The 13,675-nt window shown below is 39.8% G+C and carries 10 protein-coding genes; all 10 read right to left on the reverse strand.

Annotated elements, in window-relative coordinates:
- Positions 1-32 precede the first annotated feature (32 nt).
- Genes AC58QO_RS25165 through AC58QO_RS25210 form a run of 10 tightly spaced genes read right to left on the reverse strand, consistent with a single transcriptional unit; the run spans position 33 to position 13,672 of the window.
- Entirely contained in the window at positions 33-1,178 is a 1,146-nt protein-coding gene (locus AC58QO_RS25165; protein ID WP_497270355.1) for a glycosyltransferase, read from the reverse strand.
- A 28-nt stretch (positions 1,179-1,206) separates the two neighbouring features.
- A complete protein-coding gene (locus AC58QO_RS25170; protein WP_497270413.1) occupies positions 1,207-2,490 on the reverse strand; it encodes a nucleotide sugar dehydrogenase in 1,284 nt (427 codons plus the stop codon).
- Entirely contained in the window at positions 2,490-5,609 is a 3,120-nt protein-coding gene (locus tag AC58QO_RS25175; protein WP_497270357.1) for a lipopolysaccharide biosynthesis protein, read from the reverse strand. The genes AC58QO_RS25170 and AC58QO_RS25175 overlap by 1 nt, the downstream gene beginning before the upstream one ends.
- Positions 5,610-5,645: 36 nt before the next feature.
- The gene (locus AC58QO_RS25180; protein WP_497270359.1) at positions 5,646-6,710 is read right to left on the reverse strand and encodes a glycosyltransferase family 1 protein; all 1,065 of its coding nucleotides are present in this window, start codon (positions 6,708-6,710) and stop codon (positions 5,646-5,648) included.
- A gap of 11 nt (positions 6,711-6,721) precedes the next feature.
- Positions 6,722-7,795 carry an EpsG family protein gene (locus AC58QO_RS25185; protein WP_497270361.1) on the reverse strand — a complete coding sequence of 358 codons (1,074 nt, stop codon included), beginning with the start codon at positions 7,793-7,795 and terminating at the stop codon, positions 6,722-6,724.
- A gap of 36 nt (positions 7,796-7,831) precedes the next feature.
- Entirely contained in the window at positions 7,832-9,004 is a 1,173-nt protein-coding gene (locus AC58QO_RS25190) for a DegT/DnrJ/EryC1/StrS family aminotransferase (protein WP_497270363.1), read from the reverse strand.
- 38 nt (positions 9,005-9,042) lie between these two features.
- A complete protein-coding gene (locus tag AC58QO_RS25195) occupies positions 9,043-9,660 on the reverse strand; it encodes a sugar transferase (RefSeq protein ID WP_497270365.1) in 618 nt (205 codons plus the stop codon).
- Positions 9,650-11,581, reverse strand: coding sequence for a polysaccharide biosynthesis protein (locus tag AC58QO_RS25200; protein WP_497270367.1), 1,932 nt, complete (start codon positions 11,579-11,581; stop codon positions 9,650-9,652). Before AC58QO_RS25200 ends, AC58QO_RS25195 begins: the two co-directional genes overlap by 11 nt.
- Positions 11,582-11,604: 23 nt before the next feature.
- Positions 11,605-12,777 (reverse strand): glycosyltransferase family 4 protein, encoded by a 1,173-nt coding sequence (locus tag AC58QO_RS25205; RefSeq protein ID WP_497270369.1) that lies wholly within the window; start codon positions 12,775-12,777, stop codon positions 11,605-11,607.
- A gap of 19 nt (positions 12,778-12,796) precedes the next feature.
- Positions 12,797-13,672, reverse strand: coding sequence for a glycosyltransferase family 2 protein (locus AC58QO_RS25210; RefSeq protein WP_497270371.1), 876 nt, complete (start codon positions 13,670-13,672; stop codon positions 12,797-12,799).
- Between the last annotated feature and the right edge of the window lie 3 nt (positions 13,673-13,675).

Genomic DNA, 13,675 nt, shown 5'->3' on the forward strand with positions numbered 1-13,675 from the left:
ATTGGCATATTGGGTTTGGGCGCGATCAGTCCCTATCCAATTCCCTTCTTTTTTAAAGAAAATTGATAAACCTCATGTAATTCTTGAAACCGATCATCCTTAATAAAGTTTTCCTTCACGCGTTTGTATCCGTTGATCCCAAACTCTTTTAACGTTTTCTTATCCTTCATAATCTTCAGAATAGCCTCTGCTAGTAAATCTGCACGTTGTGGGGGAACGATATATCCCGTCTCACCATCTACAACCGCTTCTGCATTTCCACCAACATTCGTTGCAACAACAGGTTTCTGAGCAGCCATTGCTTCTAAGATTGAGTTTGAGAACCCTTCTTGCAACGAGGATAATACGGAAATATCCATGACGGACAAAATACCTGGGATATCGTCTCTCAAGCCAAGAAATTTCACATGATCTTCGATACCCAGCTGTCGAGTATACGCCTCCAGCTTCTCCCTCATGCTCCCATCTCCAACGACCAGAAACGTAACATTATTCATTTCATTCAGAATTAATCTAGCCGCATTAAAGAAGGTCCAATGATCTTTCACTTCCTTCAGGCTAGCAACAATCCCAACAACTAGCATTGAAGTATCTAAGTCCAATCGACTCTTTATTTCACTATTATTTTTGCCATTATCATATTTAGATACGTCGATGCCGTTGTATATCACCTTGATTTTACTTTTATTTAAAAAATATAAGTTCTCCGTGTAATAGTTTTTCACTGCTACAGAATTTACGAGTATATGGTCTGTAAACATAGCCAAAAAACTATCAACGATCAAATGAAGTCTGGTTTTCCACCAACTATCAACACTTCTTTCAGAAGCAATGATGACGGGTGTTTTGGCCATAATTCCCGCCATTCTTGCCCACATATTATTCAGAAATGAGTGCACAATCGCTATTTCATTCTTTTTCAAAAATTTGAATAGTTTCCAAATGATCGACATGTCATACTTAGATTTCTTGTGTATATCTATGATCTGAGCGCCTGCTTTCAAAAACTCATTCTTTAAATCCTCATTACTTCTATTTAAGGAATAAATGGAGCAAACATAAACCTCATACACATTTTTATCGAGGTATTTTATGGTTTCTAATAATTGCTTCTCGGCCCCACCAACTATGATTTGAGGTATGACATAGAGAATTCTCACTTTTTTGGAATGAAGCATGGTTACATTCTCCTCATTTGGCAGCCATCTATAGCCGCCACAAAGTTATATTTTCAGGGCATGAATTCGCGTCTAAACAACTTTTAACATCAACCACGATCCCTCTGCTGTTTCTCAGTAACGATATAATGCCGTTCCAGCGCATGGATATGAATTCACGATGAGGTACTGCAATGATGACCGCATCATTGGAATAGCTCAGATTTTCAATACTGGTTAGCTCAATGCCATATTCTCGGACCGAGTCTTCAGAATCTGCCAAAGGGTCACACACGGAAACATCAACCCCAAATTGTCGTAATTCGCTTATGATATCCACGACTTTGGAATTCCTTATATCTGGCACATTTTCTTTAAACGTTAATCCCAGAATCGCAACTCTCGAACGTTGAACAGGAATTCCTTTCAAAATCATCTGTTTGACAAGCGAAGTAGCAATATGTTGTCCCATCCTGTCATTAATTCGGCGTCCAGCCAAGATTACTTCCGGATGATAGCCAACGCTTTCTGCTTTATACGTCAAGTAATAGGGGTCAACACCAATACAATGTCCACCAACGAGACCAGGAGTGAAATTAAGGAAATTCCATTTTGTTGAGGATGCTTTGAGAACCTCTTTCGTATCTATCCCTAATCGATCAAAAATAATGGCCAATTCGTTCATTAATGCGATGTTAATATCCCGCTGTGTATTCTCGATCACTTTGGCTGCTTCGGCTACCTTAATCGATTGTGCACGATAAATTCCTGCTTCTACTACAGATCCGTACACATCCGCAATGATATTCAAGCTTTCTTCATCTTGACCAGATACAACTTTGATAATGGATTTAAAGGTATGTTCTTTATCTCCAGGATTAATACGTTCTGGTGAATAACCAACCTTGAAATCCAATCCTGCTTTTAAACCCGAACATTTCTCTAGGATTGGAACACATACTTCTTCGGTAGCACCAGGGTATACCGTTGACTCATACACAACAATCGCACCTTTACTTAGATGCGCGCCTACGGTCTCTGAGGCTTTGATTAATGGGTTTAAATCTGGTTTTTTGGCGTTATCAATCGGTGTAGGCACAGCAACAATAATGACCCTACAGTTTTGTAACTCCGTAGGGTCATTCGTAAATTTAACTTGCGATTTTTTCAAATCATATTCTTTCACTTCCCCGGTGTGATCTCTTCCAAGTCGAAGTGATTTAACTCTTAGCTCATTCGTATCAAAGCCCACTGTAGGGTACTTCTCTCCAAAAGCCACTGCTAAAGGTAAGCCTACATAGCCTAAACCTACTACCCCTATTATTTGATTCATCATATAAGCACGCTACCTTTCTCTCTCCTTAGAATATCGATAAAACGAATGCCATTGGCTTCGGACAGCGTATGTAAGCCAACAATCCCTTGATTTTTGGGTGGACTTATTTGATCGACAACCTTCTCACGGTATGTCAATTCATTAAGCTCAATGATTTCATTTACATAAAGTGCTTCCCCGTAGCGATGTTCCGAGTATTGGGACGGGCGGTATAACCGTCCATTCTGCATGAATATTGGGCCAGCCATTCTTGCGCGCCTTATATCTGTAATGATGGGATTCTGTGGATGAGGTGACCAATCATCTGAGAATAAATCATCGCATGAATAGATATACAAGCTCAGATTATGCCCATCGTTGCCTGCATAGTGACTTGTAAATATCCAATACTTCCCATTGTATTGAAATAGCGTACTGTCAACGCAGTCAGTTCCAATCATAATTCGCCTGTCCAGTACCCATTGGTCTGGAAAGCTCACGCAACGATAAATACGGATGGAGTGATCGCCGCGAGTTTCAGGCATCATGTAGTATTGATCTCCAATCTTAAACACCTGAGGGTACGACAGATGAAAGTCTTCCACGATAATTTTCTCAAATAACTTCATGGTTCCGTCTGGCATAAGCTCAGCAGCAGAAAGATGTGCTTTTTTAGCGCGATATGGAATATCCTCAAAAAAAACAAATGTCTTTCCTTCATGATTTACAACAAATGGATCCGCCCATTCGGCGCCGCCAGGCGCTCTCAGCTGACGGTACGAGGATATGTCATGCAATGCAATATTACTTGTTGCATACCAGAGTTCCCATCGAGCTTGAGGCATCATTTTTTCCGCTACATATCGCATTTGCCTTCTAAAATTCATCAGTTTGGATGACTTTCTGCGACGCTTCGTAATTGAAGATTCAATCAAGTTGTTCTTAGGAATCCCTTCATTCCTCATTAACCGAGCTTTCGCCAATAAAGCGGGAATGATGTGGGGAAGAACAAAACTAAGATTGTTCAAAATCCATTTCTTTGAACGCGTAATGGTGGTGCATATATCTTGTTTGAACTGCCATCCCTCTTTTTCATATTGAAAAAGCACGAGTCCATTGCCTGCCTGATCAAAAGCATGATTCCCTACTTGATAGTCATTTGACAGATAATTATTACGAAGCGAGATCGTGGCCACAGCACAATGAAATACTTTCAATTCAGAGACAATCTTCGAAGACAGAGGACCCGCTAATGAAAGGATTTCGTCATAACGTCCCATATTGGCGTATCCTTCGACCACTTCAACCTGATCTAGGTTTCTGATATCCATAGGAAGGAAGGCATTTTGCATGCGTCGGGACATCACTTTCATCGCGGCGGACTGAAGCGCATTTTCGATCTTGTCGAATAGCCCATCACAAGCAAATATGCCTTGAGCTATTCTGCTCTGATCAATAATGACGCGAACTTGTAAGTTAGGATCCGATGCAAGTGTAGAAATCGTATTATAGACCCACTTAGGCACCTTATAGCCTCCAACGACAATTCCAAACTGAATCGCAGAAATAGAAGACGCCTCCTTAAGAAAAAACGCCTCTGGCGCTTTGCTGGCTTTAGTTTTCGATTTAACCTTGGACATAAACAATAGCTTTACACGAAAAACAATGTCTCGCGTCGTCTCTTTATCCATTAGAGCATTGCCGCCGAAAATGACAATTAACGACCAAGTGAAGACCGTCATTCCCCATAGTACAAAGCTAATAAAACCGGTCACTTGGATGGAGTAAACATAGACAAAAGGTGCTGCTGCAACAGCAGAAAAAATGACATTCATCGCAATTCTACGTAAGGTCAACAGAGGTGAACGCTGTAAAATATGTCGCGAAACATACTTTGTAAGGATAATATTGCGATATAAGCTGGAACAAATAGCTCCCATTAACACGCCTTCGACACCAAAGTAATGGATAAATACTAAAGAAGCCGCTATATTAATAGCAGCCTCAACTAAAGAACTATATTTCGTTTCTTTGAAACGAGCAGCAGAGAAAACAATCGTTTTGAACAACTCTCGATAATTGTTAAATATACCAACAGCAATACACAATACGGCAAGCCAAGGACGTATATAATCTGCATCGTGTATGCCCGATGTATACATTTTAATAAAAGGCATCAGAAGAAGGGCAGTCGTTGTATAGAGCCACGCGATAATTAGAAAGAAAATATATTCTAAACTGTTGTATGTTTTTAAAAGCGTCCCCCGCTCATTCCTGGCTAAAAGATCTCCAAATCCTGCTAGAATTCCCTCGGTCATCCCGGATATGAAAGATGCAATTCCGAAAATCACCATGTTATAGACCGCTAATACGCTAACCTCTGATAATCCACAAAAAATAGAAACGAGTAGAATCGGCGAATTAAAGATGATCATTCTAGAAACCTGGTGAACAAGCGCGTCCCAGCGCCGATCGATTGTATTAATTGGGGATGGCTGGTTATAGTCAATATTTGGATAATGCTTCCTGATATATCGTTGTAGAATTACTGCCCTTACTAAGACAGTTAACGGTGCGATTGCAGATATGAATAGGATACTGAAGTTGAAATAAATCAATGTAATACTAATAACAGCATTCATAATCATAGCTAACGTTTGTATGTTGGTAACGACGTAGCCTCGCTGATCAGCTGTAAGAATAATCAAGTATTTATTGATGATGGCTAGTTCCAGAATCCCACTGCAGCCTACGATCAATACCATAAATACGCATAACATAGGATCGATATTGCTTGAAACAATGCTTGGATACAGAATAGCAAGTATGACAGTTAGTGTAATAAGCAGGTAGCAAGAACGCATTAACAATGTTTTCGAAGCCGATATAATTCCGTTTACAGCCGAACTGTCATGCTTGGACAAAGGATTATACAGAATCGAAATGGATGCGTTCACAACACCTGCTTCTACAATCATCAGGTAAGCCATGAAATTTTTAATCGAAGAAATCATGCCATTAACTTCAGATCCATACATCGTAATAAACAGTCGCGGCAATATGAATCCTACAATGAGTACTGTAAATTGTAGGATTAAACTAGAAGCAAGATTATTAAATGCTTTTTTTGTTCTCATTTGGATTTGCCCTCATGATCATCATCATTAATTTTTTTAAGAATTAGCTAATACTTGCATCAAGCTATTAAGTACCATTCGATCTGGACGCACGTAGTTATGATAGTACAAATAATTCTTAACTCGCATTTTATAGGCAAGATCCGTGTCTTCAGATAAACGCACCGTTTGTTCCACGCATTCTTCGGCATTCACGAATTCCAAATAGTTAGCTCCTTTAGCAAAATCACCTGGTACTTCATAACGAAGCTTCTCTGAAACGATCGCTTTGCTTGCCGCTACATATTCGCCTAACTTCCATCCGTTCGATTCATGTAACCCTATTGATGCAATGCAAATTCCTGACTGTTTAACTAGTTTCATAAAATGAATGCGATTTGTAAGCGCTTTGTCTACAACACAATCTGGATAATGCGTCACGGCATGCTCAGAGGGGCTAAATCCACCAATAAATCGATCTCCGAACTCCTTACGTAACAGCCTTATACACTTGGCTCGCGTTTCATTAATGGCAATGCGATCATCCTTACTCTTGGCCTCATGCATGGTAGTGTTCTTACTAGCGTTCTCTTTAGGATCCCACGTCCTTGTTGTAAATAAAATCTTCGGCTGGTGCTCCACTTGCGGAGTATCTTCAAATTGGTGTACATAAAAGTTTTGATGATAGCCCGTGATCGATTTCCCAAACTTCTTGATCCCGTTCGATAAGCTCTTGTCATTCAAAAAAAAGAACTGATCCAGCCTATTGCGATGAATTGTCACATGATAATTCAGTCCCAGCGGGTATATCTGTGATGCTTCCTGTAAATCTTGATGATACTCAGGATTAAAGCTGCGTTTAAAATAAAAATTGAACTTCCGCAAGTAATTCTGGAAAATATCTTGGTCGATGTTATACCCATCCAGCAGATCGTAAGCCACCTTATGTTGATCATTTATTTCGACTTCAACGATATGAGGTGACGGATGTGTATGATCCGATATGCTGCTTATTTGTAAATCAATAATTCCTGCGCGCTCCAGCATGTGAAACCCAGTTACAATTTGGCTTATATGATCCGACTTGGAAAAAATATTCAGACGACAATAGGGTTTAGTCATATGTAATCCTTTCAAAATAATTGATAGTGTCTGATCGTTCCTGTGTAAAAGCCAATACATAAAGAAATAACAACAGCCAAAAAGGACAGTTGCCAATAATAGTTTTTATTTTTTAATATGGGATACCAAACAAGTGGTGGAATTAAAAACCATGAATAGATTGCGATTCTATCCGTGTAAGGTAGGAATCCCATGAGTAGGAAGACCGTATTAAAAGCAATGTACACTTTAATCATCTTTTGATACGTATCATCTCGGAAAAACAAGTGATAGATGCCAACACTTAGTACCAACCAAAATAAACTAAACAGAAAGAAATCGATTCGGTTCGTTTTATTGGAGTATGAAGTGAGCGCGTAGGCTGATTGATACTCATCAATTTTGGGTATGTAGGCTAGTACCGGTCCCAGTATCATTTTTTGAAGTTTACCCAAAAAGGCAACCGCAGCGACCAGCCAAATACCAAGTATTACACCTAATTTGATATCAAATCTTTTGAGAAGTAACAAAATGACCAAGAAAGGTACTGCGGACCAATGCAGTAAAGATGCACATGCAAAAAATAGAATGGTGCGCAGCCACTTGGTGTCTCCTTTCAGGTAATAAACAATGATCATTAAAAGAAACGCGCAAGCTAAACCTTGTCTTAGTACGTTCGTGACTAAGTTGTAAAAAAAGCCAAATATCGAATACGTAAAAATGACGTAAACGGCTTGCCAAGAATCAAATATTCTAAAAATAAATATCACAAAAATAACTAGGAAAATAAGCCAGTTAATAAGTAGAAATACGTGCGATGAATCCGAGAATTGAGACAATATCCATTGATATGTCGCAAATAAGGGATCACCTGAGTACTTTTCAATGGCAGCACTAAGGCTTAAGTCATTCATATCCAAGAAGCGATTGACGTAGTTTAGCGTATCACCATCGTCTACAAGATTCCTAAATGTGATGCTAATTGTAATAATGATTGCCATGCAAAGCAGAATAAACGTGCTGCTTATTTTATTATTGATCATTGTATCTTTAGGTGAAATGGAAGAAACGAATAACAAAAAGATGACAGATAATGAAATTAACATGAAGTCCTCTCCCAGGTTCTAGTCATAAGCAGGCATCTACAACACCAAGTTGATATTCATGCGCAAAACACTTTTCTGGATGATTTCAATAACACGCATTTGCTCAATTTCTGTCAGGCTAGATCCTGAAGGAAGACATATTCCTCGAGTAAACAACTCCTCGGAGACACTATAGGTTTCCGAATAAGGATAATAAGCGCAACCTTCAAAAACAGGCTGAAGATGCAGCGGTTTCCATACAGGCCGCGCTTCAATGTTTTCTTTTTCCAGCGCAACAAGAATTTGTTCTGCAGTAACATCTGTTTTCTCCGGGTCAATGGTCAAAGTCGTGAGCCAGCGAGTGGTTTCTCCATACTCCATTTCCCACATAAAGCTAATACCCGGTACATTCCCCAAATATTGTTGATACCGCTCAAACACTTTCCGTCTCGCCGCAACACGTTGATCGAGAACCTTCAGCTGGCCTCTGCCAACTGCAGCCAAAATGTTACTCAGCCGATAATTATATCCAATTTGGGAGTGTTGATAATGTCTTGCTGGATCACGTGATTGCGCCGCCCAACCTCTAGCTGTTTCTAAGGCAGTTACGTTGTTAGAAACCAACATGCCCCCGCCGGAAGTGGTAATAATTTTATTACCATTAAAAGAAAAAATGCCGAAATCACCAAGCCCCCCACTTGCTTTTCCCAGATAGGTGGCTCCTAATGATTCAGCGGCATCTTCTACGATCGTAATTCCATAGCGACGACAAACGCGAGATATTGGATTGAAATCTGCACTTTGGCCATATAAATTAACGACTACAGCAGCCTTTGGCAGTTTATCTTGTAATTCTAATTCTCTACATGCTCTTTCCAGTGCTTTGGGGCACATGTTCCAAGAGTCTGGTTCAGAGTCGACAAATACGGGAGTGGCTCCTAAATACACAATTGGATAAGCACTTGCCGCAAAAGTTAGTGTGGAGCAGAAAACATAATCACCAAATTTAACTCCAGCAAGACGCAGCGCTAATTGGATAGCCGCAGTGCCTGAGGATACGGCCACCGCTCCTTCGCAGCCTGAGTATGCCGCGATTTCTTTCTCAAATTCATCGACATGAGGTCCTAATGGTGCGATCCAATTTGAGGCAAAGGCATCCTCCACGTAGTTCTGCTCAAGACCGCTTAAATGTGGCGGGGACAGGTAAATCCGACTGTTTGAGATAGACATATGATCACTCCTTCCAGGAAAACCTGAAATTCTATTTGTTAAACATGCATAGACCGTTCTTTATCAAGTGCAGTTTCATACTTCATAGCAAGATTCTCGATGACTCCATCTCTTTTTATTACTTTATAGACCGTATGCCATAGAATTTTGATATCCATTGCCAAAGATAGATTCTCAACATATTCAACATCCAGCTTCAATCGCTCATTCCATGACAACGTATTACGTCCCGATACTTGCGCTAACCCTGTTATTCCAGGTCTTACTTCAAAACGTTTATTTTCGCTTTCTGTAAAATAAGGAAGATATCTCATTAGCAATGGTCTTGGCCCGATCAAACTCATATCACCCTTCAATACATTAAATAATTGGGGTAACTCATCCAGACTTAACTTTCGAATACGATTGCCAATGGAGGAAATTCGTAATTCATTTGAAAGTAATTTGCCCTCTTGATCGTAAAGATTGAGCATCGTTCTAAATTTATAGATGGTAAACTCCTTACCCGCTTTACCTGGTCTTGGCTGCTTAAATAATATCGGTTTACCTAGGGACAAAAAAACAATGATTGCTGTCGCAGCAATCATTGGTGAGAATAGTGTCAGTATAGTCAACGAACCTACAATATCAAAACACCGTTTCAATTTATAGTACATTCAATTCTGCACTCCTTTTCCCCTTAAATAACATAATATTGGAAGCATAAACTTCCTTATCAAGTACTTCCTCCTCAATTCCTTGATAAGTGGGAATCATTCTTTTCAAAATTCGTTTAATTTGCATTTCATTAAAGGAGTTCCCCTTGTCTTGAATCAAATTTCCGAGTTCCAACAATAGGCTGTTTAGTTCCACACGCGAGAAATTCATAGCCTTTCCTGCGAAAATTCGATTATGCGTTGTTACCGATAACCCTTCTTCAAGAGTTAGCAACTCTTCAAAAAGCTTTTCCCCTGGACGAATTCCCGTAATAACGATCGGAATTTCTGTATCCGGTTCATATCCGGATAGGCGAATTAAATCTCTTGCCATGTCCAAGATTTTAACGGGTTCCCCCATGTCTAAGACAAATATTTCTCCACCTTTAGCAAGAACACTTGCTTGAATGACCAGTTGAACCGCTTCAGGAATCGTCATAAAATATCGAACCATGTCCGTATGCGTTACAGTAACAGGACCTCCACGTTCAATCTGACTCTTAAACAATGGAATCACACTACCTCGGCTCTCCAGCACATTCCCGAATCGAACTGTTGAAAACGTAGTCCGGCTTTCAACATTCATGCCTTGAACGATCATTTCAGCAAAGCGTTTGGTTGCCCCCATCACACTTGTCGGGTTGACCGCTTTATCCGATGAGACCATAACAAACTTGGAAACACCATATAAATCACTTAGTTCGGCAACATTTTTCGTTCCCATGACATTATTCTTCATGGCTTCAACTGGGTTGGCTTCCATGAGTGGCACATGTTTATGGGCAGCTGCGTGAAACACGATCGCAGGCTTGAATTCAGCAAAAACACTTTCCATTCGATTGCGATCTTGTATATCCGCGATAATTGGAAGCACATTTTGTTGTGGATACATTCTTTGTAAATCCGCTTCGATATGATAAATACTATTTTCACCATGCCCTAAAAGGAGTAGTTGTCCCGGCTTAAATTTTGATAATTGCCGGCATAGTTCGGACCCGATAGATCCCCCTGCCCCAGTTACTAATATGGTTTGATCGGATAAATCCTCCGTAATACGGTTCAAGTCAATTTCCACAGGATCTCTTCCTAACAAGTCCTCTGCAGATACTTCGCGAATCATATTAATCATCGGTTTTCCATTAATAAATTCGTTAAGAGAGGGTAGGATTTTAACTTGTGCTTTGCTTAGTTTGCAAATATCAATAATTTTGGAAACTTCTGATTTAGAAATTGAGGGAATCGCAATTAAAATATATTTAATATTAAGTGCCTCAACTGCTTCTGGTATTTGGAACCTATTGCCCAAAATTTTTAAACCGAATAATTCTAACCCTTTCTTCGTCAAATCGTCATCAATAAAAGCAACTGGTTTCATATAAGCGTACCGAGATTGATTAATTTCCCTGGCAATATTAACTCCAGCTTTACCTGCACCAACAATTAATAGATTGGCATAATTCTCCGAACTCGGCATATTCGCTTTGATTTCCCGAATCATTCTCCAAACTAATCTAGAACCCGCTATCCCTAGAAACACATAGATCCATGCTAGATAAATAGAACGTGGAATTGGGAGAATACTTGTGTCTCTCTGTATAACCAGGTTTAAGAGAAGTACTCCAACCGATGATAAAAAAGTCGCTTTAAAAATTAATATCATTTCTTTTAGCCCTGCAAACTGCCAGATCCGATGATAGGCCTTAAAAACGTACAATAGTGATAAATTAAGAATAATATGAATGACTATTGCGAAAGGTACTACCCTTAGATAGGGTTCGGGGATAACAAAATCAAAACGAACCAAAAAAGCAAGATATACAGCGAGACTCACAATCCCAATATCCAGCATTCCTAATGTGAATAGACGTAGTTTATTTCCCATGTGAATGTATTCACCCATTTTCTTCAGATTTCCAAATCAGCATTTTGAAGCCTAATCATTTCTCTGCGTGATCGTGCTGAAGTATATACTTGATTCATCGTAATGATGACTTCCTTCAAACTATACTGTTTAACACTGGACTGATTTCTAGTTCCCATGGCTAGTTTTAATTCATTGTCATCTATTAATGTAGAGATTGCTTTTGCTGTAGCTTCCGAATCAGAAACAGGAACAAGAAAACCATTCTGTCCATCCATGACTAAGTCATTATTGCCCCGGATATCTGTTGCAATCAAAGGCTTTCCAGCAGCCATTGCTTCCATTAAAGATCTCGGTAATCCCTCGTGAAAAGACACAAGGCTAACGGCATCACTAACCTTTAAAAGTTTGGGAATGTCTTTATATTGGCCTAAGAATGAAACGGCGTCTTCGATTCCCTTCTGACGGGCATATTCCTTTAGTTTCGCTTCTTCAGGTCCGCTGCCAGCGAACAGGCATTTTATTTTCTTCCCATTTACTTTTACAATTTGAATGGCATCAAGTAATTGCCGTTGATTTTTTCTCTTGCTTAATTCCGCTATACAGAGTAATACGAATTCATCTGGTTGGATGCCCAACTCATCTTTAGTGGAAGATGAATCCGACGCATAATTTGAATATTCACTAATATCTAACCCTACGCCTGGAACATACTCTGAGCTGCCTCTGACAGGAAAGCGTTCAGCTCTCATCGCATCTTCTCGATTCATCGTAATCAAGATGTCCGTCCAGCGAGACATCAGCCACTCTACTGGATAGTAGAGAAGCCAGTTCACTAGCGGAGCTCCTTTAAAGAAATGAAATCCGTGAGCTGTATAAATAACAAATGGCACATTCGTTATTCGCCCCGCAATTCTACCCAAGATACCAGCTACCGGTGTGTGCACATGAATAAAGTTGAATTTTTCTTTCCTAAAACTTTGGATTAATTTCCAAAGCGCAAGAAAATTGCTCGGATAAAAAGGATTCCTCTTAAAGGGGATATCATGACAAATGACTCCCTTACTCTCTAATTCCGCCCGTTTCACACTTCCTCTAGCATAAGCGTGTACTTCGCAGCCTTGGTTTTGCAGCAACTCAATATAGGGAAGATGGAACCTTTCCAAATGGCCGTAAACCGTTGCCAGAAACGCTACTTTTGTCTTCAGTGCCCCCACATGTTCCCCCACCTTTTCATCAATTGTACTGAATTGGAATTTCCAAATTACAAATTGCAGACAAAGTACGACTTGCTGACATCAATTCATGATCAGGCACAGCATAATTTCTCTTTTCTGTTAGAACACGCCCCTTACTTAAGCGCTGAAATAACATATAGGTAAGTCCTTTTAAGTATGATTTCATAATAAGAACCTTAGTCCCCATCCCCCCAACGATCTCCGGACCATATTTTCTGAATATGTCCCGATCCGTTTTACAACTAAGTAGATAGTTTGGAAGGTTGATCGTGCTGTTCTCACGGTAGAAAAATAAAGGACAGTCAATCTTGTAGAATGTGGAGTGTCCAACGGTTCTTACCCACAACTCATGATCTTCTGCCCGAACATAATACTCGTCATAAGGATTTTCTCTGAACCATGTGGTTTGACCTAGAACGGAAGGATGAATAAACAATCCCTTACTTAATACCGACTTCGGATTACAATCCAATTCCCCTAAAGATCTCCAACCCGTGACTTTATTTTCTTCATTAATAACATAGACCCCGGTTCCTACTAGATTCACATGTGGATTACTTTCCATATAAGCAATCTGTTGTGCTATTCGTTCTGGGTGCATCAAGTCGTCAGCATCCATTCTTGCTAAATACTTTCCCTTAGCCAGTTTCGACAACTGGTTTAATCGGAATGGCAGGCCTTTATTTTGCCCGTCTCTAATAACACGAACTCTAGGATCCGATACAGACTCTGCAATACGGACCGATCGATCTGTAGATCCATCATCCAAGAGAATTAATTCCCACTCTTTAAAGGTTTGTGCAAAAATAGACTTGATTGCACTTAATAATGTTGATTCTGCATTAAAAAAAGGAATACCAATCGTTACAATCATTTT

Source organism: Paenibacillus sp. J31R30, assembly GCF_059692115.1.

Coding starts and splice junctions, on each gene's coding strand:
- AC58QO_RS25165 (WP_497270355.1), bottom strand. CDS start 1,178: ATGCTTCATTCCAAAAAAGTGAGAATTCTCTATGTCATACCTCAAATC.
- AC58QO_RS25170 (WP_497270413.1), bottom strand. CDS start 2,490: ATGAATCAAATAATAGGGGTAGTAGGTTTAGGCTATGTAGGCTTACCT.
- AC58QO_RS25175 (WP_497270357.1), bottom strand. CDS start 5,609: ATGAGAACAAAAAAAGCATTTAATAATCTTGCTTCTAGTTTAATCCTA.
- AC58QO_RS25180 (WP_497270359.1), bottom strand. CDS start 6,710: ATGACTAAACCCTATTGTCGTCTGAATATTTTTTCCAAGTCGGATCAT.
- AC58QO_RS25185 (WP_497270361.1), bottom strand. CDS start 7,795: ATGTTAATTTCATTATCTGTCATCTTTTTGTTATTCGTTTCTTCCATT.
- AC58QO_RS25190 (WP_497270363.1), bottom strand. CDS start 9,004: ATGTCTATCTCAAACAGTCGGATTTACCTGTCCCCGCCACATTTAAGC.
- AC58QO_RS25195 (WP_497270365.1), bottom strand. CDS start 9,660: ATGTACTATAAATTGAAACGGTGTTTTGATATTGTAGGTTCGTTGACT.
- AC58QO_RS25200 (WP_497270367.1), bottom strand. CDS start 11,581: ATGGGAAATAAACTACGTCTATTCACATTAGGAATGCTGGATATTGGG.
- AC58QO_RS25210 (WP_497270371.1), bottom strand. CDS start 13,672: ATGATTGTAACGATTGGTATTCCTTTTTTTAATGCAGAATCAACATTA.